This is a genomic window from Klebsiella sp. OBRC7 (genome assembly GCF_000293135.1).
Lineage (GTDB): Bacteria > Pseudomonadota > Gammaproteobacteria > Enterobacterales > Enterobacteriaceae > Klebsiella > Klebsiella michiganensis.
This window is the reverse complement of the sequence record NZ_ALNJ01000108.1, coordinates 85,202-106,867: the sequence shown is the minus strand read 5'-3', so window position 1 is coordinate 106,867 and position 21,666 is coordinate 85,202. Positions and strand designations below refer to the sequence as shown.

Here is a 21,666-nt window from a genome sequence, read left to right as displayed (position 1 = left end):
GCCATTTTCACACCAAAGACCCTGCATAATAAAACCGGAGATTCCATGAATAAGAAGGTGTTAACCCTGTCTGCTGTAATGGCCAGCATGTTATTCGGCGCCGCGGCGCACGCAGCAGATACCCGTATCGGCGTGACGATTTATAAGTACGACGACAACTTTATGTCGGTGGTGCGTAAGGCAATTGAAAAAGATGGCAAATCAGCGCCGGATGTTCAGCTGCTGATGAATGACTCGCAAAACGACCAGTCCAAGCAGAACGATCAGATTGACGTACTGCTGGCAAAAGGCGTGAAGGCGCTGGCGATTAACCTGGTTGACCCGGCGGCGGCGGGGACGGTCATCGATAAAGCCCGTGGCCAGAACGTGCCGGTGGTGTTCTTTAACAAAGAGCCATCCCGTAAGGCGCTGGATAGTTACGATAAAGCGTACTACGTCGGTACCGATTCAAAAGAGTCCGGCGTGATTCAGGGTGACCTGATTGCCAAGCACTGGAAAGCGAACCCGAACTGGGATCTGAATAAAGACGGCCAGATTCAGTTTGTTCTGCTGAAAGGCGAGCCGGGCCATCCGGATGCGGAAGCGCGTACCACCTACGTCATTAAAGAGCTGAACGACAAGGGCTTCAAAACCCAGCAGCTGGCGTTAGACACCGCCATGTGGGACACCGCTCAGGCGAAAGATAAGATGGATGCCTGGCTGTCTGGCCCGAATGCCAACAAAATTGAAGTCGTTATCGCTAACAACGATGCGATGGCCATGGGCGCGGTAGAAGCGCTGAAGGCCCACAATAAGAGCAGCATCCCGGTATTCGGCGTCGATGCGCTGCCGGAAGCGTTAGCGTTGGTTAAATCCGGCGCTATGGCGGGTACCGTACTGAACGATGCCAACAACCAGGCGAAAGCCACCTTCGATCTGGCGAAAAATCTCGCCGATGGCAAAGAACCGGCTGCCGGCACTAACTGGAAAATTGAAAATAAGATTGTCCGCGTACCGTACGTGGGCGTTGATAAAGACAATCTGAGCGAATTTATCGGTAAGTAATCGCTTAATAAGCTGCGGGCGTGCGCGCTTGTACGCCCGATTATTCCTGATACAGAACCCGTCCCTGTTCGTCGTTAATTCGTCGGCTGGGGTATGCACGCACGCAGCCAGGTATAACTATGGTCAGCAATAATAGCGAACGGTCAGGCGAATATTTGTTGGAAATGAGCAATATCAACAAATCGTTTCCTGGCGTCAAGGCTCTCGATAATGTGAACCTCAAGGTTCGTCCCCACTCTATTCACGCGTTAATGGGGGAGAACGGCGCGGGCAAATCAACATTATTAAAATGCCTATTTGGGATCTATCAAAAAGATTCCGGCAGTATTCTTTTTCAGGGACAAGAGATCGATTTCCATTCGGCTAAAGAAGCCCTGGAAAACGGTATTTCAATGGTTCATCAGGAATTAAACCTGGTCTTACAACGTTCGGTGATGGACAACATGTGGTTGGGCCGTTATCCCACCAAAGGCGTGTTTGTCGATCAGGACAAAATGTATCGTGATACCAAAGCGATTTTCGATGAGCTGGACATTGATATCGACCCGCGCGCTCGTGTCGGCACGCTATCGGTATCGCAAATGCAGATGATTGAAATTGCGAAGGCATTTTCCTATAACGCCAAAATTGTGATTATGGATGAGCCGACTTCTTCGTTAACCGAAAAAGAGGTCAACCATCTGTTTAAAATTATCCGCAAGCTGAAAGAGCGCGGCTGCGGCATAGTCTATATTTCCCACAAAATGGAAGAGATCTTCCAGCTGTGCGATGAAATTACCATCCTGCGCGACGGCCAGTGGATCGCCACCCAGCCGCTGGAAGGGCTGGATATGGATAAGATCATCGCGATGATGGTCGGTCGCTCCCTCAATCAGCGCTTTCCGAACAAGGAAAATAAGCCGGGTGAGGTGATTCTCGAGGTGCGCAATTTAACCTCATTGCGCCAGCCGTCGATTCGCGATGTCTCTTTCGATCTGCACAAAGGCGAAATCCTGGGGATTGCCGGACTGGTTGGCGCGAAACGTACCGATATCGTCGAGACGTTATTTGGTATTCGCGAGAAGGCCGGTGGGACGATCAGGTTGCACGGTAAGAAGATTAATAACCATAGCGCCAATGAAGCCATCAACCACGGCTTTGCGCTGGTGACCGAAGAGCGACGCTCGACGGGAATTTATGCCTACCTGGATATCGGTTTTAACTCGCTGATCTCCAATATTAAGAAATACAAGAATAAGGTCGGATTACTGGATAATTCACGCATGAAAAGCGATACCCAATGGGTGATTGATTCGATGCGCGTGAAAACCCCAGGGCAGCACACGCAAATTGGTTCGTTGTCCGGTGGTAACCAACAAAAAGTGATTATCGGTCGCTGGCTATTAACCCAGCCGGAAATTCTGATGCTCGATGAACCCACGCGCGGGATTGACGTTGGGGCGAAGTTCGAAATTTATCAGCTGATCGCCGAGCTGGCAAAAAAAGACAAAGGGATCATTATTATTTCCTCCGAGATGCCGGAGTTGCTGGGTATTACTGACCGTATTCTGGTAATGAGCAATGGTCTTGTTGCCGGAATTGTTGAGACTAAAACCACCACGCAAAACGAAATTCTCCGTCTTGCGTCGTTGCACCTTTAAGATCAGGGGCTCCTCATGAGTGCGTTAAATAAAAAGAGTTTTCTCACCTATTTGAAAGAAGGTGGGATTTACGTGGTTCTTTTAGTATTGCTGGCCATTATTATTTTCCAGGATCCGACTTTCTTAAGTTTGCTGAACTTAAGTAATATTCTGACCCAGTCTTCGGTGCGTATTATTATCGCTCTCGGCGTGGCCGGTCTTATTGTCACCCAGGGAACCGACCTTTCAGCCGGACGCCAGGTCGGCCTGGCGGCGGTTATCGCCGCCACGATGCTCCAGGCGGTGGACAATGCCAATAAGGTGTTCCCGGAGATGGCTACGATGCCGATCCCGCTGGTTATCCTGCTGGTATGTGCGATCGGCGCGGTTATTGGTCTTATCAACGGTATTATCATCGCTTACCTGAACGTGACGCCGTTTATCACCACCCTCGGCACGATGATCATCGTTTACGGTATCAACTCCCTGTATTACGACTTTGTTGGCGCGTCGCCGATTTCCGGCTTCGATAGCCACTTCTCGCAGTTTGCCCAGGGGTTTATCGCGCTGGGCTCATTCCGCCTGTCGTATATTACCTTCTATGCGCTGATTGCGGTGTTCTTCGTATGGATCCTGTGGAACAAAACCCGCTTTGGTAAAAACATTTTTGCTATCGGCGGTAATCCGGAAGCGGCTAAGGTTTCCGGCGTCAACGTCGCTCTGAACCTGCTGATGATTTATGCGCTCTCCGGCGTGTTCTACGCCTTCGGCGGCCTGCTGGAAGCCGGACGCATCGGTTCGGCGACCAACAACCTTGGCTTTATGTATGAACTGGATGCGATTGCCGCCTGCGTGGTCGGCGGCGTATCGTTCAGCGGCGGCGTCGGCACCGTGTTCGGCGTGGTGACCGGGGTGATTATCTTCACCGTCATCAACTACGGTCTGACCTATATCGGCGTGAACCCGTACTGGCAGTACATTATCAAAGGGGCGATTATCATCTTCGCCGTGGCGCTGGATTCGCTGAAGTATGCGCGGAAGAAGTAACGATTGTTGAATGAAGGCAGGCGTCAGTTAAGGCGTCTGCCTTTTGCTTTTTCTGGATGACAATTTACCGCCTTCCTGCAACTCGAATTATTCAGGGTATATATCCTCAATATCCAGATACTCAACAGCATAATCAGAAAAGTATTCCAGCTTGGTGAGACGTCAGTTATTACGCTCACTTTATGGAGGCTTTACTTCTCTTTTTTCTGCAGCTCCAGCAGCTGCTGCGGCGTTACCGCTGGATAGGACTGCGCGCCGTCGGGAACTTCCTGCAGCGCGGGAATCGGGATCAGCGGGCCTAAAAAGCGCGGTTCGCGTTTAAAAATATAGAGATCCGCCAGCGCGCCGAAGCGGGCGCCGAACTCGCGCAGGCGAACGCTCCACATATCCTTCGGCGACGGCACCGCGTAGCACTGCGCCTGAATCCCCATATGCAGGGCAATAAACAGCGCACGCTCGCAGTGAAAGCGTTGGGTAATAATAATAAAGTCGTTAGTATCGAAGACTTTACGGGTGCGGACAATCGAATCGAGCGTACGGAAACCCGCATAGTCCAGCACAATATCCGCAGGATCGACGCCAGCTTTAATCAAATCGCGGCGCATGGTCATCGGCTCGTTATAGCTTTGCAGCGCGTTATCGCCGCTGAGCAGCAAGTAGTTCACCTTACCGCTGTTGTAGGCGTTCAGCGCGCCCTGAATCCGGTAACGATAATATTGGTTGATAACCCCGGTACGGTAGTACTTGGCGGTACCGAGCACGACGCCGACCTGGCGGTAGGGCAGGTCCTGTAGCTCATCGTAAATATAGGGAGAGGTTTTCCAGCTCATCCAGCGGTCGAGACCCAGCACGGTTAACAGCAGCAAGCCGAACAGGACTAACAGGCTGTACAACACACGCTTTAACATGAACCTGGCTCAATAGTGGATGAAGGAAGCTTCAGGCTACTTTACCCGTCGGGCAAGCGCAAGAAACCGTCGTTTAATTGCGGGGATTTTCAACAGCGCGGGCCGTCTGGCCCGCAGAATGTGACTAACCTAACAGTACGCGATCGATATTATGGCAGCCCAGCGCCTTCAGCGTCGCCGCGGTGGCGTCCCACTGGATAAGCGCCGCATCGGCCTTCTCGGCCAGGATCGCGCGCTGGATATCCGGGTAATCGTATCCGTTGAGGCTCAGCAGATTCAGCGCCCCCTGCAGCGGGGGCAGCGTCGGGTTAAAGGCAGCGTTTTCGGCATAGCTACCGGCGAAAAGGGTACCGTCTTTCAGCTCCAGCGCAACGCCGGATGGTGAGTTGCTGTAAGGCATATGGCAACGGTTGGCCGCCTGAATCGCCGCCTGAGCCAGCGCGTCGCCGCTGAGCGGGAAGCCGTGGTCCTGCTCATCCATCAGCAGGGTTTTAATGTCCAGATCTTTCGGGCCGAAAGCGTCCGGCAAATAGTGCTGCAGCGAATGCGCTTCGCGCCCGGGGAGGTGGATGCGCAGCGACAGGCCGCTGTTCAGTTCGTTCATAAACTGACGACAGTGGCCGCAGGGTGTGTAGTTCACGGTAATCGCCCGCAGGGATTTTTCGCCGCGCAGCCAGGCGTGGCTGATGGCGCTTTGTTCGGCGTGCACGGTTTGCTGCATGGTGGCGCCGAGAAATTCCATATTACCGCCAAAGTACCAGGTACCGCTGATGCCGCGGGCAATCGCGCCAACGTTAAAATGCGACAGATCGGCCCGCGCGCAGGCCGCCGCCAGCGGCAGCAAAGCAAAGGCCAGCGCGTCTTCATCCAGCCCCGTCGCGCTTTGCAGCGCTGCCACCTGGTCTGCATTCAGCAGGGCCGGGAAATGCGGGTCGACCAGCATCGGGGCGATGGCCGCTTGCAGGTCCGCCGCCAGTTGGGGAAGAACAGCTTGAAAACGTGGGTGCATGGCTTTGCCTCATAACAATGTAATGGAAATCTAGTGTACGGGTGGTTACAACCTGTATATGTGATAAACATCCCATTGTCATTGCAACTAATTCGTGTTGCATTTAAAAATGTGATTCAAGTCACATTTAACCCGCCACAGCTAAAATGAGCGGAAACAAAAACGGCGCGACCAGCGAGGTAATAATCCCGCAAAGCACCAGCGCCAGCGAGCTGAACGCTCCTTCCTGATAGTCGAGCTCAGCGCAGCGGGCGGTCCCCAGGGCGTGGGATGCGGTACCCATCGACAGCCCGCGCGAGGCCTTGGTGCGGATGCGCATCACATTCAGCAGGGTGTGGCCAAAGACCGCGCCGAGTATGCCGACGAAAATAACGCATACCGCGCTGATCGCCGGGATCCCGCCAATGCTGCTGCTCACCGCCATGGCGATCGGCGTCGTCACCGATTTCGGCAAAATAGAGGCGGCAATCTGCGGGGTTGCGCCCATCATCAGGGCAACGGTAGTGCCGGTAACCATCGCCACCACGCTGCCGATAAAGCAGATGGTGATGATTGACTTCCAGCGGGCGCGGATTTGGTGCAGCTGCTCATACAAAGGAAAGGCCAACGCCACCACCGCCGGCTGCAGCAGGTCGTTAAGAATTTTGCTGCCCTGGAAATAGCGCTCGTAGGAGATGCCGGTAATCAGCAGAAAAGGTATCAGCACCACCATCGCCACCAGCAGCGGGTTGAGCAGCGGAAATTTAAACCGTGCCGCCAGCCTGCGGGCAAGGAAAAAGACGGCCAGGGTTAACGGCAGCGACCACCAGATTTCATGGATCATTTTTCACTTCCTTTTTGCCCAACCACTTTGCGCTCACCGTGAACCAGATGTGAACTCCAGCTGACCACTAAAAAGACCACCAGCGTGCTTATCGCGCAGGAGACCACCACCGGGCCAAACTGCGCGCGCAGTAAATCCCAGTACTGCATGACGCCGACGCCGATAGGTACAAACAGCAGCGCCATATAGCGAATCAGGATGTTGCAGCCGGGGTTGACCCACTGAGCAGGCAAGATTTGCAGCGCCAGCAGAAAAAACAGAATCAGCATGCCAATAATGCTGCCGGGAATCGCGATCGGCAGGAGCGAAGAGAGAAAAATGCCCGCATACAGGCAGGCGTAGATGAGCACGAAAGCGCGCAGATACTGCCAGATAATAATCAGTGTTTTACTCATGGTAATAACCCTTGATGAACCGCATTCATCATACAATTAAAGCCAAAAATGTGCTACCGATCACATCATGAATTCTGCGCATACCTGCGATAGAGACCGTGAACACCGGACCGGGCGGCGGTCAGAGTGAAGATTGCAGGGACAGGCAATGGAGAAATCGGCTCAGCGCCAGCGACGGCGCTTCACTTTTTCGCCAGAACACCCCAACGCTACCTTTTTGTTCAATGCGCGGCAAATTAAGAATCGCTAGCTGGTGCTGGGCCGCGTATCGCTGCGCCAGGCGCAATGAGAGAATCGAGACCATATCGCTGCTCTGCAGCAGATTGCTGGTGACGTTCATCGAGGCGGACTCAATGGTGTTTTCCGGCAGCATCACGCCGTTATCCACCAGCGCGTTGTCGATGCTCAGGCGAATTGGCGTGCCGGTGGGCCAGACGATCCAGCGCCACGGAGAGAGGTCGGCCCAGCTTAATCGCGATTTCTGGGCCAGCGGGTGATCGGGGCGGGCGACAAAACAGACCGGTTCGGTGTAGAGCACCCGGTAGCTCAGCGGCAGCTCCAGCGCCCGTCCGCCGACGCGTCCGACGACGACATCCACCACGCCGGCGAGCAGGTCGTTAAGCAGCGGCGTCATGACCTTTTCTTCGATATTCAGGTGCAGGGTCGGCATCTCTTTCAGCAGTTCGAGAATTGCCTGTGAGACGCAGTCGGTCGCCACCGGCGAACAGCCGATCATCAGGCTGCCCACCTGTCCGCCCTGTTTAAAACGCTCGATTTCATACTGCGAACGCGACATATCGTTAATCAGCCGCTGGGCGTGCTGAAGCAGCAGCTTTCCGCCTTCGGTCGGGCGCAGGCCTTTGCTGTGGCGTTCGAACAAAACCATGCCGACTTCGTCTTCAAACTGGCTGAGCCATTTGGAGAGGGCCGGCTGAGTAATGTTCATCATTTTCGCCACCTGCGTGAGATTGCCTTGCTCCCCCAGCGCCACCAGCATCTGTAAATGGTGCAGCTTCAGTTTCTGCGTCCAGTCTGCCATCAGCGATAACCTCCAGGTTATGTCTATGCCCGAAATACCATTGTACATTTCATCGCCAGAGTTACAAACTCGCAACATAAAAGAAATAAATACAACATCTACCCCTACCTGCTCTGAGGCATCATCATGACTCAACGACTTGAACTACAAAAACTCCTCAACGCTGCGCCGGTCGGCGCCCGGCAGTGGCGCGTGATTATCTGCTGTTTCCTGGTGGTGATGCTTGATGGTTTCGATACGGCGGCGATTGGTTTCATCGCCCCGGATATCCGTAGTCATTGGCAGCTCACCGCCGGCGACCTCGCGCCGCTATTTGGCGCAGGGCTGCTGGGCCTGACCGCCGGGGCGCTGCTCTGCGGTCCGCTCTCAGACCGCTTTGGCCGCAAACGGGTGATTGAATTCTGCGTCGCGCTGTTCGGCCTGTTCAGCCTGCTTTCCGCGTTTGCCCCCGATCTACAGATGCTGGTGTTCCTGCGTTTTCTGACCGGTCTCGGCCTCGGCGGCGCGATGCCTAATACCATTACCATGACCTCGGAATATCTGCCTGCCCGGCGGCGCGGGGCGCTGGTGACCCTGATGTTTTGTGGATTCACCCTCGGCTCGGCCTTCGGCGGCGTGGTCAGCGCGCAGCTGGTCCCGCTGATTGGCTGGCACGGTATTCTGGTGCTGGGCGGCGTTTTGCCGCTGCTGCTGGCGGTGGCGCTGATACCGCTGCTTCCCGAATCTCCGCGCTGGCAGATCCGTCGCCAGCTCCCGCAAGCGGTGATTGCCAAAAACGTTAGTGCCATAACCGGAGAACGCTATACCGATACCCATTTCTGGCTTGATGAGCCTGCCGCAGGGGCGAAGGGCAGCATCAGCCAGCTGTTCGCCGGTCGCCAGCTGGCCATCACCTTAATGCTATGGGTGGTGTTCTTTATGAGCCTGCTGATTATCTATCTGCTCTCCAGCTGGATGCCGACGCTGCTTAACCACCGCGGGATTGATTTACAGCACGCTTCGTGGGTCACCGCCGCCTTCCAGATTGGCGGCACCTTTGGCGCGCTGCTGCTCGGCGCGCTGATGGATCGCTACAACCCGTATCGGGTGCTGGCGCTGAGCTACGGCCTGGGGGCGGTCTGTATCGTCATGATTGGCCTGAGCGAGAACGGCCTGTGGCTGATGGCGCTGGCGATTTTCGGCACCGGGATTGGCATCAGCGGCTCGCAGGTGGGGCTGAATGCGCTAACCGCTACGCTGTATCCCACCCAAAGCCGCGCGACCGGGGTGAGCTGGTCAAACGCGGTCGGCCGCTGCGGCGCCATCGTCGGCTCGCTCTCCGGCGGCGTGATGATGGCGATGAATTTCTCTTTTGACACCCTGTTTTTTGTTATCGCAGTACCGGCCGTCGTTAGCGCCGTGATGCTTGTCCTGCTGACGCTTGCCGTCCGCAACCCAACATCTGTACCTGCCGCGTTGCCTTCTGCTGGCATCGTGAATAAATAAGGAGAACGCTCATGACTCAATCTTCAATGGAAATCAATAAAGACCGTCAGCAGTACTATCAGCATATTTCCGGACAAAACCTGACGCCGCTTTGGGAATCCCTGCACCACCTGGTGCCGAAAACGCCGAATGCCACCTGCGCCCCGGCCTACTGGAATTATCAGGAGATTCGTCCGCTGCTGATGAAAAGCGGCGAGCTGATTGGCGCGAAAGAGGCGATACGCCGCGTGCTGGTGCTGGAGAACCCGGCGCTGCGCGGACAGTCATCGATTACCTCATCGCTGTACGCCGGATTACAGCTGATTATGCCCGGCGAGGTGGCGCCGAGCCATCGTCATAACCAGTCGGCGCTGCGCTTTGTCGTGGAAGGCGAGGGGGCGTTTACCGCCGTCGACGGCGAACGCACCGCCATGCGCGCCGGCGACTTTATTCTGACGCCGCAGTGGCGCTGGCACGATCACGGCAATCCCGGCAATGAGCCGGTGGTCTGGCTCGACGGCCTCGACCTGCCGCTGGTGAACTATCTGGGCTGCGCTTTTGCTGAGGATTACCCGGAAGATCAGCAGCCGGTGACCCGCAAAGAGGGAGACTACCTGCCGCGCTACGCCGCCAATATGCTGCCGCTGCGCCATCAGGTTGGTAACTCTTCGCCCATCTTTAACTATCGTTACGACCGCAGCCGCGAAGCGCTGCACGACCTGACGCGTATGGGCGATGCCGACGAGTGGGACGGCTATAAGATGCGCTACGTCAACCCGGTTACCGGCGGCTATCCGATGCCGTCGATGGGCGCCTTCCTGCAGCTGTTACCGCAAGGGTTTACCTCACGCGCGGCGAAAACCACCGACAGCACTATCTATCACGTGGTGGAAGGCAGCGGCCAGGTCACCATTGGCGAACAGACCTTCACTTTCCAGGCAAAAGATATCTTCGTGGTGCCGACCTGGCACGCCGTCTCTTTTAACTCTGCCGAAGATACCGTGTTATTCAGCTTTTCGGACCGTCCCGTGCAGGAAGCGCTCGGCCTGTTCCGCGAAGCGCGTTATTAAAAATGAAGAATAAGGATTCCATCATGACTCAATACGTTTTTGCACCCCAGGCCCCGATTAGCGTTCCGGTTGTCGGCAGCGATGAGCAGTTCCCGGTACGCCGCGTTTACTGCGTGGGCCGCAACTACGCCGCCCACGCGCGTGAAATGGGCTTTGACCCGGATCGCGAACCGCCGTTTTTCTTCTGTAAGCCAGCCGATGCGGTGGTGCCCGTCGCTGCGGGAGAGACGCTGGAGTTACCGTATCCGACGCAAACCGACAACTATCACTACGAAATTGAACTGGTGGTGGCAATTGGCAAGCGGGGAAGCGATATCCCGCTGGCGCAGGCCCATGAGTATATCTGGGGCTATGCCACGGGGCTGGATATGACCCGCCGCGATCGCCAGATGGAGATGCGTCAGATGGGCCGTCCGTGGGAGATTGGCAAAGCTTTTGACCTTTCCGCGCCGATTGCGCCGCTGCATAAAGCGGATACGGCGGAGGTGAACCAGGCCGGAATTTGGCTGCAGGTAAACGGGGAAGATCATCAGCGCAGCGATATTCGCCACCTGATCTGGTCGGTCAATGAAACCATCAGCTATCTTTCCGGCTTCTTTGAGCTGCAGCCCGGCGATCTGATTTTTACCGGCACGCCGGAAGGCGTCGGCGCGGTGGTGAAAGGCGATGTCATCACCGGCAACGTAGATGGACTGACGCCAATCGCCGTGCGCGTGGTGTGAGGTGAATGATGAAGCTGTACAGTTTTTTCAATAGCTCAGCCTCCTACCGCGTGCGCATCGCGCTGGCGCTGAAAGGCATCGATTACCAGAGCGTGGGCGTCAACATCCGCATTGGTCAGCAGCACGCGCTGGAATACCGGCGGCTGAATCCGGTTGGCCTGGTGCCAACGTTGATTACTGATGATGGTGAATCTCTCGGCCAGTCGCTGGCGATTGCCGACTGGCTGGATCGGCACTATCCGCAGCCGATGCTGCTTCCCCAGGAGGACAGCGCGCGGATGCGGGTCCTGGAGATTGTTTACGCCATCGCCTGCGATATTCACCCAATAAATAACATGCGCGTTTTACGCTACCTTGGCGACGAACTGAAGGTAAGCGAAGAGGAGAAAAAGCGCTGGTATGCGCACTGGATCCAGCAGGGATTCAGCGCCGTCGAGCAGCTATTGCGCCACGCGAAATCCGGCGATTTTTGCGTGGGCGATGCGCCCACTCTGGCAGACTGCTGTCTGGTACCGCAGTGGGCCAACGCGCTGAGAATGGGCTGCGATCTCAGCCACTATCCGCGCTGCCAGGCGGTCTATGACGCCTGCACCCGGCTACCGGCGTTTATCGCCGCCGCGCCGGAAAACCAACAAGATAAGATCCCGGCTTAGGAGGCAACATGGCAAAAGTGATGCGAGCAATTATTGTCGGCGGTGGTATTGGCGGAGCGGCCACGGCGCTCTCTCTGGCGCGCCAGGGCATCAAGGTGATGCTGCTGGAAAAGGCGCATGAAATCGGCGAAATCGGCGCGGGGATCCAGCTTGGCCCTAACGCGTTCTCGGCCCTCGACAGCCTCGGCGTCGGCGAAGTCGCCCGCCAGCGGGCGGTGTTTACCGACCATATCACCATGATGGATGCGGTCAACGGCGAAGAGGTGGTGCATATTGAGACCGGACAGGCGTTCCGCGACCATTTTGGCGGGCCGTATGCGGTGATCCACCGGGTAGACATCCACGCCACCGTCTGGGAAGCGGCGCTGACCCATCCTGCCGTGGAGTATCGCACCTCGACCCAGGTGGTGGATATCCGCCAGACCGCCGATGACGTGACGGTTTTCGATGACAAAGGCAACAGCTGGACGGCGGATATCCTGATCGGTTGCGATGGCGGTAAGTCGGTGGTACGCCAGAGCCTGCTGGGGGATTCGCCGCGGGTGACCGGCCATGTGGTCTATCGCGCGGTGGTCGACGCCGCCGATATGCCGGACGATTTGCGCATTAACGCGCCGGTGCTGTGGGCGGGTCCGCACTGCCACCTGGTGCATTATCCGCTGCGCGGCGGTAAGCAGTACAATCTGGTGGTGACCTTCCACAGCCGGGAGAAAGAAGAGTGGGGCGTGCGCGATGGCAGTAAAGAAGAGGTGCTCTCCTACTTTAAAGGCATTCACCCGCGTCCCCGGCAGATGCTGGATAAGCCGACCTCCTGGCGGCGCTGGTCTACCGCCGACCGCGAGCCGGTAGAGAAATGGGGCAACGGCCGCATCACGCTGGTTGGCGATGCCGCTCACCCGGTGGCGCAGTATATGGCCCAGGGGGCCTGTATGGCGCTGGAAGACGCGGTGACGCTGGGTAAAGCGCTGGCGCAGTGCAACGGCGACGCTGCCCGCGCTTTCGCGCTGTATGAGTCGGTACGCATTCCGCGTACCGCGCGGATCGTCTGGTCGACGCGTGAAATGGGGCGGGTCTATCACGCTGCCGGCGTTGAGCGCCAGGTACGCAACCTGCTGTGGAAAGGCAAGACCCAGAGCGAGTTTTATCGCGGCATCGAGTGGCTGTACGGCTGGAAAGAGGATAACTGCCTGGAAGCACGTTAAGCGGCTGTGCATTTCCCGGGTCGCAGACAGAGGTGACCTTGTAGCCCGGCTAAGCGCAGCGCAAGCCGGGAAGCAGCAGCGCCGCCGGGAAAACCGATCTTGGCCCCTTTCAACCCGCATCCAGAGGCGCTAACATAGCGCCTCTTTTTTCCGGGCAATGAAAAAACAATATGCGTGTGTTACTGGCGCCGATGGAAGGCGTGCTCGATTCGCTGGTGCGCGAGCTGCTGACCGAAGTGAATGATTACGATCTCTGCATCACCGAATTCTTGCGCGTGGTGGATCAGCTCCTGCCGGTAAAATCGTTCTACAGACTGTGTCCGGAACTGCATAACAACAGCCTGACGCCGTCCGGCACCCGCGTGCGCGTACAGCTGCTCGGGCAGTATCCGCAGTGGCTGGCGGAAAACGCCGCTCGCGCGGTCGAACTCGGTTCCTGGGGCGTTGACCTTAACTGCGGCTGCCCGTCAAAACTGGTGAACGGCAGCGGCGGCGGGGCGACGCTGCTCAAAGATCCCGAGCTTATCTATCGCGGTGCCAAAGCGATGCGCGAGGCGGTTCCCGTCCATCTGCCGGTCACGGTAAAAGTTCGGCTTGGCTGGGACAGCGGCGAGCGTCGGTTTGAAATTGCCGATGCGGTCCAGCAGGCGGGCGCCAGCGAGCTGGTGGTTCACGGCCGCACCAAAGAGGATGGCTATAAAGCGGAGCGCATTGACTGGCAGGCTATTGGCGAAATCCGTCAGCGCCTGACTATCCCGGTGGTGGCCAACGGTGAAATCTGGGACTGGCAAAGCGCCCAGGATTGCCTGGCCGCGACCGGCTGCGATGCGGTGATGATTGGCCGCGGCGCGCTGAACGTTCCAAACCTGAGCCGGGTGATAAAATATAACGAACCGCGTATGCCCTGGCCGCAGGTGGTCGAACTGCTGCAAAAATACACCCGTCTGGAAAAGCAGGGCGACACCGGTCTTTATCACGTCGCGCGGATAAAACAGTGGCTGAGCTATTTGCGTAAAGAGTACCTGGAAGCGGCTGACCTGTTCAGCGCGGTACGCACCCTACAGGATTCAACCAGCATAGCGCGCACGATTAACGACTGGCGTAGCTAAACTATCTGACCGGCATCACATTTTTTAGCTTGTCCCATTGAGATTACCCGGCGGACAGTGAAATACTCACTACCGATTGTTACTGCTCCGGCAGGCAAAACCTGATTTCCTGGCATCCGTCGGGGTCAGGTTTTTTTGTTTTTGGGGTTCATATGCAAATCGCCAAAGTACTTAATAATAATGTAGTGGTGGTTGTTGATGAGCAGCAGCGCGAACAGGTGGTCATGGGCCGAGGACTTGCCTTTCAGAAACGCGTTGGTGACTCTCTTGATGAAAGTAAAATTGAAAAGGTCTTCGCGCTGCAGAGCGATGAACTGGTTGGCCGTTTAGGTGAATTACTCAGTCAGATACCGTTAGAAGTGATGACGACCTGCGATCGGATCATCGATCTGGCGCGCGGTCGTCTCGGTAAGTTACAGGATAGTTTGTACATTACCCTGACCGACCACTGCCACTTTGCGATTGAGCGGCAGAAGAAGGGCATCGCCATTCGTAATGTGCTGCTGTGGGAAATAAAGCGGCTGTATCCGAAGGAATTTGAGTTAGGGCAGGAGGCGCGGGCGATCGTCAGCAAACGGCTCGGGGTTGAACTGGCCGAAGATGAAGCGGGTTTTATCGCCCTGCATCTGGTCACGGCGCAGCTCAACAGCGAAATGCCGGAAGTGATGCACGTCACCCGGGTCATGCAGGAGATCCTGCAGCTGGTGAAGTATCAACTGACGCTGAACTACGATGAAGAGTCGCTGAGCTACCAGCGCTTTGTCACCCATCTCAAGTTTTTCGCCCAGCGTATGCTGACGCGAACGGTGGTCGAAGATGATGATGTGACGCTGCACAGCGCGGTAAAGGATAACTACCCTAAAGCGTGGAAGTGTGCGGAAACCGTCGCCCGGCACCTGCAAAAGAGCTACCAGCGGCCGCTGACGACGGAAGAAATTATGTTTCTCGCTATTCATATTGAGCGGGTGAGAAAAGAGGGACGCTAAGCGCCGATCGGGCCTGGCGCATAGCTCCCGCGCTACAACTGGATTGTTACTGCATTACGCAGGCAAAACCTGAGCGCAACGTCTACACGGCGTTGTTCTCGGGTTTTTTTATTTTTAATACTCAGTTAACGATGCCTGCGGGCAGCGGAAGTAAGGAAAAACAGCATGGAATATAAAGCACTCGCGCAGGATATTCTCAGCCGGGTTGGTGGCAAAGAGAATATTGTGAGTCTGGTTCACTGCGCAACGCGGCTGCGTTTTAAGCTCAAAGATAGCAAGAAGGCGGATGCCGAAGGACTGAAGGCGAATCCTGGCGTCATCATGGTGGTGGAAAGCGGCGGCCAGTTTCAGGTGGTCATCGGTAACCACGTGCATGATGTCTGGCTGGCGGTGCGCGGCGAAGCCGGCCTGACGGATGACAGCGAGCCGGTGGCGGTAAAAGGCGAAAAAGTGTCGATTATCGGCCAGCTTATCGACATTGTTTCCGGTATTTTCACTCCGTTTATCGGCGTCCTGGCGGCCTCGGGGATCCTCAAAGGCTTGCTGGCGCTGGCGGTGGTTTGCGGCTGGTTAACGACGCAGCAGGCAACCTACAAGATCTGGTTTGCCGCCAGCGATGCGCTGTTCTTCTTTTTCCCGCTGTTTCTCGGCTATACCGCCGGTAAGAAATTTGGCGGCAACCCCTTTATTACCATGGTGATCGGCGGCGCGTTAACTCATCCGCTGATGATTCAAGCATTTGACGCCAGCATGGCGCCCGGCGCCGCGACGGAGTATTTTCTCGGCATTCCCGTGACCTTTATCAATTACAGCTCCTCGGTCATTCCGATTATCCTCGCTTCGTGGGTCAGCTGCTGGATTGAAAAACGCAGCAACGCGATACTGCCTTCCTCAATGAAGAATTTCTTCACGCCGGCGATTTGCCTGGCCGTCGTCGTACCGCTCACGTTTCTGATTATCGGCCCCGTAGCCACCTGGCTGAGCCAGCTGCTGGCCAATGGTTATCAGCTTATCTATCAGGTCGCGCCCTGGCTTGCCGGCGCGGCGATGGGGGCGCTGTGGCAGGTGTGCGTCATCTTTGGGCTGCACTGGGGCCTGATACCGTTAATGATTAACAACCTTGCCGTGCTGGGCCATGATTCGATGATGCCGATGCTGCTGCCGGCGGTGATGGGGCAGGTTGGCGCCGCGCTGGGGATTTTCCTGCGCACCCGCGATGCGCGGCAAAAAGTGCTGGCGGGCTCGGCGGTATCCGCGGGGATCTTCGGCGTGACCGAGCCGGCGATCTATGGTCTGAACCTGCCTTTACGCCGTCCCTTTATCTTCGGCTGCGTCGCTGGCGCTATCGGCGGCGCGATTGTCGGCTTTAGCGACAGTCACGTCTATTCTTTCGGTTTCGGTAACATTTTCACCCTGGCGCAGATGATCCCGCCGGAGGGCATTGACGCTACGGTGTGGGGCGGCGCGGCGGGGATGTTTGCCTCGTTAATCATCGCCTGCGTACTTACCCTCGTCGCCGGGCTGCCGCGCAGCAGCGCTGAGCAGGCTGCGGTTGCGGTGGCTCCGGCCTCGGAAAACGACATCCTGGCGCCGATGACCGGCAGCGTACTGGCGCTGGATCAGGTTCCCGATAGCACCTTCGCCAGCGGTTTACTTGGCCAGGGCGTGGCGATTATCCCCTCAGTGGGCAAAGTTATTGCGCCGTTCTCAGGCGAGGTCGCCTCGATTTTTCAGACGAAACATGCCATCGGTCTGCTGAGCGACAGCGGCATTGAGCTGCTCATCCACGTTGGCATCGACACCGTTAAGCTTGATGGCGTGCCGTTTACCGCCCATGTAAAAGAGGGCGATAAAATTAAAGCGGGCGACCTGCTGCTGGAGTTTGACCGCCAGGCGATCCTGGACGCCGGCTATGATCTGGCGACGCCCATTATTATCAGCAACAGCGATGATTATCGTGCTCTCGACATCGTATCCGCCAGCGCGGTGGATGCCGGTCAGCCGCTGTTGTCCGTAAGCCGTTAATCACAGGAGAGAGATGAATGAAGACATTCCCACAGGCGTTTTTATGGGGCGGCGCGACCGCGGCAAACCAGGTTGAAGGCGCTTATCTGGAAGACGGGAAGGGATTAACCACTTCTGACGTCCAGCCGCGCGGCGTATTTGGCGATGTGGTAGAGCGCGTACCCGGCGATAGCGGTATAAAAGATGTTGCCATCGATTTTTACCACCGTTATCCGGAAGATATCAGCCTCTTTGCCGAGATGGGCTTTAACTGCCTGCGCGTATCCATTGCCTGGGCGCGTATTTTCCCTGAGGGCGATGAGGCGCAGCCAAACGAAGCCGGACTGGCCTTTTACGATAAGCTGTTTGATGAAATGGCGAAGCACAATATTACTCCGCTGGTAACCCTGTCCCACTATGAGATGCCGTGGGCGCTGGTGAAAAACTACGGCGGCTGGGGCAATCGCAAAGTCATTGGCTTCTTCGAACGCTACGCCCGTACGGTGTTTGCGCGCTACCAGGCGAAGGTCAAACTGTGGCTGACCTTTAATGAAATCAATATGTCCCTGCATGCGCCGATGACCGGCGTCGGTCTGCCGGCAGACAGCAGCAAAGCGGAAGTCTACCAGGCTATTCACCATCAGCTGGTGGCGAGCGCCCTGGCGGCAAAGGCCTGTCATGACATCGTGCCAGAGGGCAAAATCGGCAATATGCTGCTCGGCGGCCTGATGTATCCGCTCAGCTGCAAACCGGACGATATTTTTGAAACCCTGCAGCAGAACCGCAGCTGGCAGTTCTTTGGCGATGTCCAGTGCCGCGGCGCTTACCCGGGCTATATGCTGCGCTATTTCCGCGACAACGGCATTAGCCTTGAGATCACCGATGCCGATCGCGAAGCCCTGAAAGAGACCGTCGATTTTATCTCCTTCAGCTACTATATGACCGGCTGCGTGACCGCCGACGAAGAGCTGAACAAAAAGTCGCGCGGCAATATTCTCAGCATGGTGCCGAACCCGCACCTGGCAAGCTCGGAGTGGGGCTGGCAGATTGACCCCCTCGGCCTGCGCACGCTGCTGAACGTGCTGTGGGATCGCTATCAGAAGCCGTTGTTTATCGTGGAAAACGGCCTGGGCGCCAAGGATAAGGTGGAAGCCGACGGCAGCATCAACGACGATTACCGGATCAGCTACCTTAACGACCATCTGGTGCAGGCTCGTGAGGCAATAGAGGACGGCGTTGAGCTAATGGGCTACACCAGCTGGGGGCCTATCGACCTGGTGAGCGCGTCGAAGGCGGAGATGTCCAAACGCTATGGCTTTATCTACGTCGATCGCGACGATGAAGGCAACGGCACCCTGGCGCGGAGCCGCAAGAAGAGCTTCTGGTGGTATAAAGAGGTAATCGCCACCAACGGCGGCAGCTTAAAAGAGTAATGCCCTGAGCACGAAGCTAAGATCATCCTTATGGCCCGGATAACTTCCGGGCCTTTTTGCGTATTACGCCGGCTTGCGCGCGCGCAGGAGAAAAATCATCGGCCGCTCTTTTTCTTCATCCAGCGCCGGCTGAGCGGCGATCTGCTCCGCCGTCGGTCCCCACTCGTCCAGATGCTCGATGATAAAACCGGCGGCGATCAGCTGGTTTATCCAGCTGGACAGCTTGCGGTGCTGTTTTTTCACCCCGTCGGCAAACCAGTTGCTGATGCGCTCGCCCTCCTGCTGGTAGTGGCTAACAGGCCAACTTTTCTGCCCGTTCTCATCTTCCAGCCAGCCCTGACGCGGCGGGGCGGTATAGATGGGATGCTCGGCGGAGAACAGCAGCGTACCGCCGGGCGTCAGCGCCTGGTAAACGGTGGCGAACAGCGGCGCCACGTCGGGCAGATAGTGCAGCGCCAGCGAGCTATAGACCAGCTCGCAGCTATCGGCGGGCAGGGTAAGCGTCTGAAGATCTTCGCAGCGATAGCGGATACCTTCGCCGCGGGTCATTTCGCGGGCGCGATCCAGCATACGGCTGGAGAGATCCAGCCCGTCCACCCGCGCGGCGCCCTGGTCGCGGGCCCAGCGGCAAAACCAGCCGTAGCCGCAGCCAAGATCGACGACGCGTAAACCGGATAACGGCGGAAGCATTTGCTGAAGGGTCGGCCACTCGGGCGCGCCTTCCAGCCCTTTAACTGAACGGTCGAGGGTGGCGTATCCGGCAAAAAAAGCGGGATCGTCATAGATGTTCTGACTCATTTTCACTCCATGAGAAGTTTATTTTTAGTCTGCTAATAGTTACGGCACACGCTTTACTAAACGGCAAGGATGCAAGTAGCTTAATATACCCGACCTTATTTAATCATCTGCCCGATTTCATGAACCTGACTTTGAGCAAACGCGCGTTGGCTGGCCTGCCACTGGTTATCGCGCTGGCGGGCTGCGCGCCATCGCACGATACTGGCATGCCGCTCCAGCAGCAGACCCCGGCATCCCACGTCGCAACGGAACTGCCCGCCGCCGTGAAAAACGGCTGGCCGCAGAGCAACTGGTGGCAGGATTACCATGACCCTCAGCTCAATAGCCTGATTCAGCGTGCCTTAGCCAATGCGCCGGACATGCAGATTGCCGAACAGCGCATCAGGCTGGCGGAAGCGCAGGTGCGGATGTCGCAATCCAGCCTGGGGCCGAACCTGGATTTTTCCGCCGATATTGAACGGCAGAAAATGTCCTCCGAGGGGCTGATGGGGCCGTTTGCCACCGATACCGATGGCAATACCGGGCCGTGGTACACCAACGGCACCTTCGGACTGACCGCCGGATGGGATCTGGACCTGTGGGGTAAAAACCGCGCGCTGCTCAAAGCGCGCATCGGTGAAATCAAAGCCCAGGTCGCCGAAGAAGCCCAGACCCGCGAACTGCTGGCCGGCAGCGTCGCCCGCCTTTACTGGCAGTGGCAGACCGAAGCGGCCATTAAAAACGTGCTGACGCAGGTGAAGCGCGAACAGAATAATGTCGTTACCGTGGATACTGCGCTGTATCAACGCGGGATCACCAACTCGGCCGAAGGGGCCGAGAACGATATTAACGTCAGTAAAACCGATCAGCAGCTCGCCGACGTGGCGGGCAATATGAAGGAGATTGAAGCGCGGCTGATGGCGCTGACCAACAGTCAGAGCCAGGCGTTGAATCTTCATCCGGCGGATTTACCCGCCGTCAGCGCGCAAATGCCCAACCAGCTGGGCTATGAGCTGCTGGCGCGACGCCCGGACCTGCAGGTTGCCCACTGGTATATCGAGGCTTCATTAAGCGAAGTTGATGCCGCGAAAGCCGCGTTTTATCCGGATATCAACCTGATGGCCTTCCTGCAGCAGGATGCCCTGCATCTCAGCGATCTCTTCCGCCACTCTGCCCAGCAGATGGGCGTCACCGCCGGGCTGACCCTGCCGATCTTTGATAGCGGCCGCCTGAACGCGAATCTGGATATCGCCAGCGCGCAAAACGCCCTGTCGATAGCGAAGTACAACAAAGCAGTGGTCGATGCGGTTAATCAGGTGGCGAAAACCGCCAGCCAGATGGAAACGCTGATGGCGAAAAATCAGCAGCAGCAGCAGGTTGAAAAAGATGCTCAGCGGATGGTCGCGCTGGCGCAGGCGCGGATGAACGCCGGGATTATTTCCGGCTCGCGCGTCAGCCTGGCGAAGCTGCCGGCGCTGCAGGAGCGCGTCACCGCGCTGCGCCTGCACGGCCAGTGGCTTGATGCCAGCATCCAGCTGACCTCCGCGCTGGGCGGCGGGTATCATCAGGCGGCGAAGTAGTTCTTTTCCCCGGCTCGCGCTGCGCTTAGCCGGGCTACAGATTGTGTGGTATGTGGGGTTGTCGCCCGGATAAGGCGTTTACGCCGCCATCCGGGAGCTCTCGTTACTCTTTCTTCTTTGCCTCGCGGCGCTTTAGCCACCAGTGCGCCGCAACCACCAGCACCACCGCCAGAATCAGCCAGATCCAGTGCTTGAGATGCGCGTCCAGATGATGCAGCCACGGGCCAATCGCTTCCCCGCCGAGATAGCCGAGCGTGGTAAAAATTAACGCCCAGATAATCGCGCCGACAATATTCAGCGGCAGAAACACCTTCGGCGGCAGGCGGCTGGCGCCAATCAGCAGTGGGCCGATAACCCGGAAGCCGTACATAAAGCGGGTGCCGATGACAAACAGGTAGGGGCGACGCTGGATCATACGCTGGGCTTTCTGGATCCGTTTTTTCTGGCGCGCAAACCGCCGCAGGATCCGTCCGCCAAAGCGTCTGCCGAGCAAATAAAGCAGCTGATCGCCAATCATCCCGCCGAGGGCGACCGAAATAACCACCAGCCAGAACTTCAATAATCCCTGATGTGCCGCCACGCCGCCGAGCAGCGTAATGGTTTCGCCTTCCGCCATGCTGCCAATGACCAGCGCCGCGTAGCCGTACTGGGAAATCAGGTTATTGATATCCATATAAAGATTAACTCCATAAAACGTCATTCCCTTAATCATACACCCTGATGATAAAAATGCCGGGGAAGCGCATTTTTCTCGCTGTACACAAAATAATCTACAAGGTGAA

Annotated in this window: 19 protein-coding genes and 1 pseudogene; 13 read left to right on the top strand and 7 right to left on the bottom strand. The window is 56.9% G+C overall.

What is annotated here, in order from left to right:
• Positions 1-45 precede the first annotated feature (45 nt).
• From mglB to mglC, 3 genes are all read left to right on the top strand, one after another.
• Positions 46-1,044, top strand: coding sequence for a galactose/glucose ABC transporter substrate-binding protein MglB (gene mglB / locus HMPREF1144_RS22125; protein WP_004852665.1), 999 nt, complete (start codon positions 46-48; stop codon positions 1,042-1,044).
• A 119-nt stretch (positions 1,045-1,163) separates the two neighbouring features.
• On the top strand, positions 1,164-2,684 hold the full coding sequence (gene mglA / locus HMPREF1144_RS22120) for a galactose/methyl galactoside ABC transporter ATP-binding protein MglA (RefSeq protein ID WP_004852663.1): 1,521 nt from the start codon (positions 1,164-1,166) through the stop codon (positions 2,682-2,684).
• A gap of 15 nt (positions 2,685-2,699) precedes the next feature.
• Entirely contained in the window at positions 2,700-3,710 is a 1,011-nt protein-coding gene (mglC, locus tag HMPREF1144_RS22115; RefSeq protein ID WP_004852662.1) for a galactose/methyl galactoside ABC transporter permease MglC, read from the top strand.
• 191 nt (positions 3,711-3,901) lie between these two features.
• Here mglC and sanA read toward each other — a convergent pair whose 3' ends face one another.
• The 5 genes from sanA to HMPREF1144_RS22090 form a co-directional block, all read right to left on the bottom strand.
• Entirely contained in the window at positions 3,902-4,618 is a 717-nt protein-coding gene (gene sanA, locus HMPREF1144_RS22110; RefSeq protein WP_004852661.1) for an outer membrane permeability protein SanA, read from the bottom strand.
• A gap of 124 nt (positions 4,619-4,742) precedes the next feature.
• Positions 4,743-5,627, bottom strand: coding sequence for a cytidine deaminase (gene cdd, locus HMPREF1144_RS22105; RefSeq protein ID WP_009653948.1), 885 nt, complete (start codon positions 5,625-5,627; stop codon positions 4,743-4,745).
• Positions 5,628-5,754: 127 nt separating this feature from the next.
• Positions 5,755-6,450: a CidB/LrgB family autolysis modulator gene (locus HMPREF1144_RS22100; RefSeq protein ID WP_004852658.1), complete on the bottom strand. Its 696-nt coding sequence runs from the start codon at positions 6,448-6,450 to the stop codon at positions 5,755-5,757.
• Positions 6,447-6,845, bottom strand: coding sequence for a CidA/LrgA family protein (locus HMPREF1144_RS22095; RefSeq protein ID WP_004852656.1), 399 nt, complete (start codon positions 6,843-6,845; stop codon positions 6,447-6,449). The genes HMPREF1144_RS22100 and HMPREF1144_RS22095 overlap by 4 nt, the downstream gene beginning before the upstream one ends.
• A 121-nt stretch (positions 6,846-6,966) precedes the next feature.
• Positions 6,967-7,884, bottom strand: coding sequence for a LysR family transcriptional regulator (locus tag HMPREF1144_RS22090; RefSeq protein WP_004852655.1), 918 nt, complete (start codon positions 7,882-7,884; stop codon positions 6,967-6,969).
• Between the two features lie 126 nt (positions 7,885-8,010).
• Here HMPREF1144_RS22090 and HMPREF1144_RS22085 point away from each other — a divergent pair, with 126 nt between their 5' ends.
• From HMPREF1144_RS22085 to HMPREF1144_RS22045, 9 genes and pseudogenes are all read left to right on the top strand, one after another.
• Positions 8,011-9,369: an MFS transporter gene (locus tag HMPREF1144_RS22085; protein ID WP_004852652.1), complete on the top strand. Its 1,359-nt coding sequence runs from the start codon at positions 8,011-8,013 to the stop codon at positions 9,367-9,369.
• 11 nt (positions 9,370-9,380) lie between these two features.
• Positions 9,381-10,418 (top strand): gentisate 1,2-dioxygenase, encoded by a 1,038-nt coding sequence (gtdA, locus tag HMPREF1144_RS22080; RefSeq protein ID WP_004122841.1) that lies wholly within the window; start codon positions 9,381-9,383, stop codon positions 10,416-10,418.
• Between the two features lie 23 nt (positions 10,419-10,441).
• Positions 10,442-11,140 (top strand): fumarylacetoacetate hydrolase family protein, encoded by a 699-nt coding sequence (locus HMPREF1144_RS22075; protein ID WP_004852650.1) that lies wholly within the window; start codon positions 10,442-10,444, stop codon positions 11,138-11,140.
• An 8-nt stretch (positions 11,141-11,148) separates the two neighbouring features.
• Complete coding sequence (maiA, locus tag HMPREF1144_RS22070; RefSeq protein WP_009654002.1) at positions 11,149-11,793, top strand: maleylacetoacetate isomerase; 645 nt, start codon at positions 11,149-11,151, stop codon at positions 11,791-11,793.
• Between the two features lie 8 nt (positions 11,794-11,801).
• Positions 11,802-12,995 carry a 3-hydroxybenzoate 6-monooxygenase gene (locus HMPREF1144_RS22065; RefSeq protein ID WP_009653989.1) on the top strand — a complete coding sequence of 398 codons (1,194 nt, stop codon included), beginning with the start codon at positions 11,802-11,804 and terminating at the stop codon, positions 12,993-12,995.
• Between the two features lie 170 nt (positions 12,996-13,165).
• Positions 13,166-14,104, top strand: coding sequence for a tRNA dihydrouridine(16) synthase DusC (gene dusC, locus HMPREF1144_RS22060; protein WP_004852644.1), 939 nt, complete (start codon positions 13,166-13,168; stop codon positions 14,102-14,104).
• Positions 14,105-14,256: 152 nt separating this feature from the next.
• A complete protein-coding gene (gene bglG / locus HMPREF1144_RS22055) occupies positions 14,257-15,090 on the top strand; it encodes a transcriptional antiterminator BglG (RefSeq protein ID WP_004122830.1) in 834 nt (277 codons plus the stop codon).
• Positions 15,091-15,143: 53 nt separating this feature from the next.
• Positions 15,144-17,115: pseudogene (gene bglF, locus HMPREF1144_RS22050) on the top strand (PTS beta-glucoside transporter subunit IIABC).
• 17 nt (positions 17,116-17,132) lie between these two features.
• Positions 17,133-18,527 carry a glycoside hydrolase family 1 protein gene (locus HMPREF1144_RS22045; protein ID WP_004852640.1) on the top strand — a complete coding sequence of 465 codons (1,395 nt, stop codon included), beginning with the start codon at positions 17,133-17,135 and terminating at the stop codon, positions 18,525-18,527.
• Positions 18,528-18,590: 63 nt separating this feature from the next.
• On the opposite strand, the gene HMPREF1144_RS22040 is transcribed toward HMPREF1144_RS22045, so the two are convergent.
• Positions 18,591-19,325 carry a class I SAM-dependent methyltransferase gene (locus tag HMPREF1144_RS22040; protein ID WP_009654014.1) on the bottom strand — a complete coding sequence of 245 codons (735 nt, stop codon included), beginning with the start codon at positions 19,323-19,325 and terminating at the stop codon, positions 18,591-18,593.
• A gap of 119 nt (positions 19,326-19,444) precedes the next feature.
• Here HMPREF1144_RS22040 and mdtQ point away from each other — a divergent pair, with 119 nt between their 5' ends.
• Positions 19,445-20,884 (top strand): multidrug resistance outer membrane protein MdtQ, encoded by a 1,440-nt coding sequence (mdtQ, locus tag HMPREF1144_RS22035; RefSeq protein ID WP_009653945.1) that lies wholly within the window; start codon positions 19,445-19,447, stop codon positions 20,882-20,884.
• A gap of 103 nt (positions 20,885-20,987) precedes the next feature.
• Here mdtQ and HMPREF1144_RS22030 read toward each other — a convergent pair whose 3' ends face one another.
• Positions 20,988-21,557, bottom strand: coding sequence for a DedA family protein (locus HMPREF1144_RS22030; RefSeq protein WP_004852634.1), 570 nt, complete (start codon positions 21,555-21,557; stop codon positions 20,988-20,990).
• Positions 21,558-21,666: the final 109 nt, after the last annotated feature.

Coding starts and splice junctions, on each gene's coding strand:
- sanA (WP_004852661.1), bottom strand. CDS start 4,618: ATGTTAAAGCGTGTGTTGTACAGCCTGTTAGTCCTGTTCGGCTTGCTG.
- mglB (WP_004852665.1), top strand. CDS start 46: ATGAATAAGAAGGTGTTAACCCTGTCTGCTGTAATGGCCAGCATGTTA.
- HMPREF1144_RS22095 (WP_004852656.1), bottom strand. CDS start 6,845: ATGAGTAAAACACTGATTATTATCTGGCAGTATCTGCGCGCTTTCGTG.
- HMPREF1144_RS22075 (WP_004852650.1), top strand. CDS start 10,442: ATGACTCAATACGTTTTTGCACCCCAGGCCCCGATTAGCGTTCCGGTT.
- cdd (WP_009653948.1), bottom strand. CDS start 5,627: ATGCACCCACGTTTTCAAGCTGTTCTTCCCCAACTGGCGGCGGACCTG.
- HMPREF1144_RS22045 (WP_004852640.1), top strand. CDS start 17,133: ATGAAGACATTCCCACAGGCGTTTTTATGGGGCGGCGCGACCGCGGCA.
- mglC (WP_004852662.1), top strand. CDS start 2,700: ATGAGTGCGTTAAATAAAAAGAGTTTTCTCACCTATTTGAAAGAAGGT.
- HMPREF1144_RS22040 (WP_009654014.1), bottom strand. CDS start 19,325: ATGAGTCAGAACATCTATGACGATCCCGCTTTTTTTGCCGGATACGCC.
- HMPREF1144_RS22090 (WP_004852655.1), bottom strand. CDS start 7,884: ATGGCAGACTGGACGCAGAAACTGAAGCTGCACCATTTACAGATGCTG.
- gtdA (WP_004122841.1), top strand. CDS start 9,381: ATGACTCAATCTTCAATGGAAATCAATAAAGACCGTCAGCAGTACTAT.
- bglG (WP_004122830.1), top strand. CDS start 14,257: ATGCAAATCGCCAAAGTACTTAATAATAATGTAGTGGTGGTTGTTGAT.
- HMPREF1144_RS22065 (WP_009653989.1), top strand. CDS start 11,802: ATGGCAAAAGTGATGCGAGCAATTATTGTCGGCGGTGGTATTGGCGGA.
- HMPREF1144_RS22100 (WP_004852658.1), bottom strand. CDS start 6,450: ATGATCCATGAAATCTGGTGGTCGCTGCCGTTAACCCTGGCCGTCTTT.
- mdtQ (WP_009653945.1), top strand. CDS start 19,445: ATGAACCTGACTTTGAGCAAACGCGCGTTGGCTGGCCTGCCACTGGTT.
- dusC (WP_004852644.1), top strand. CDS start 13,166: ATGCGTGTGTTACTGGCGCCGATGGAAGGCGTGCTCGATTCGCTGGTG.
- maiA (WP_009654002.1), top strand. CDS start 11,149: ATGAAGCTGTACAGTTTTTTCAATAGCTCAGCCTCCTACCGCGTGCGC.
- mglA (WP_004852663.1), top strand. CDS start 1,164: ATGGTCAGCAATAATAGCGAACGGTCAGGCGAATATTTGTTGGAAATG.
- HMPREF1144_RS22085 (WP_004852652.1), top strand. CDS start 8,011: ATGACTCAACGACTTGAACTACAAAAACTCCTCAACGCTGCGCCGGTC.
- HMPREF1144_RS22030 (WP_004852634.1), bottom strand. CDS start 21,557: ATGGATATCAATAACCTGATTTCCCAGTACGGCTACGCGGCGCTGGTC.